At 63.8% G+C, this 1,089-nt stretch carries 1 protein-coding gene; it reads right to left on the bottom strand.

The genetic code is table 11. The features are described from left to right. Window positions 1-114: 114 nt before the first annotated feature. Window positions 115-1,089 (bottom strand): GMC family oxidoreductase (locus AC1DT3_RS22215; RefSeq protein ID WP_477467339.1); only part of this gene is annotated, 975 nt, incomplete at its 5' end.

The following is a 1,089-nucleotide window of genomic DNA, read 5'->3' as shown; positions in this document are numbered from 1 at the left end:
CTCGTCGTCTTCCTGATGGCTTCTCTGGTCCTCGCCCCCGCGGCCTGGGCCTCCTGGAACTCCGTCCCGGTCCCGACCGACATCGGTCGCCACCTCTGATATCTTGCCGATCGTTCAAGCTCCCTTGCCGTCCTCGATGATCATCGCCGCGCCTTTCTCGGCGATCATCATCGTCGGTGAGTTGGTGTTGCCTGATGTGATTGTCGGCATAGCCGAGGCGTCGATCACGCGCAGCCCCCTGACACCTCGCACCCGGAGGCGGTGATCAAGCACCGCCAGGGGGTCGCTGTCCGGTCCCATTTTCGCCGTGCCGACGGGGTGGAAAATCGTCGTTCCGATGTCGCCGCTTGCGGCGAGGAGCTCGTCGTCTGTCGTCAGGTGAGCGCCCGGCCGGAATTCTTCCGGTTGGAACCGCGCCAGCGGCGGTGCTTGAACGAGCCTCCGCGCAAGCCTGATCGAATCGATTGCCACGCGCCGATCCTCAACGGTGGAAAGATAGTGCGGCCGAATTTCCGGCGCGGTCCCAGCGTCGGCCGAGCGCGCGTGAATCGAACCACGGCTCGTCGGGCGAAGATTGCAGACGCTCGCGGTGAAGGCCGGAAACGGATGCGGCATGTCGCCGAACTTGTCGAGCGACAACGGCTGGATATGGAACTGCAGGTTCGGCGTCGCATATTCCGGTGAGGAGCGCGTGAAAATCCCGAGCTGCGAGGGAGCCATCGTCAGCGGTCCCCGGCGCATCAATGCATATTCCACGCCCATCCATCCCCGCTTCCAGAGCTTGCGGTAATCTTCGTTGAGCGTTCGCACACCCGATACCTTGAAGACGGGTCGCAACTGCAAATGATCCTGCAGGTTCTCGCCGACGCCGGATGCGGGATGGACGACCGGAAGGCCGAGATCGCGCAGTCGATCAGGCTGGCCGATGCCGGACAGTTCGAGAAGCTGGGGTGTACACACCGCACCTGCCGCGACGACGACTTCACCCGCCACGTGCGCAATGAATCGCTCGCTCCCTCTTGTGAATTCGACACCGACGGCGCGGCCGTCGCTGACCACGACACGCTCGACGAGCACCCCGGTTTCCAG

The sequence above is a fragment of the Microvirga sp. P4_G7 genome (genome assembly GCF_056401005.1).
The sequence above is the reverse complement of the archived record's forward strand: the minus strand, read 5'-3'. Positions and strand labels throughout refer to the sequence as shown.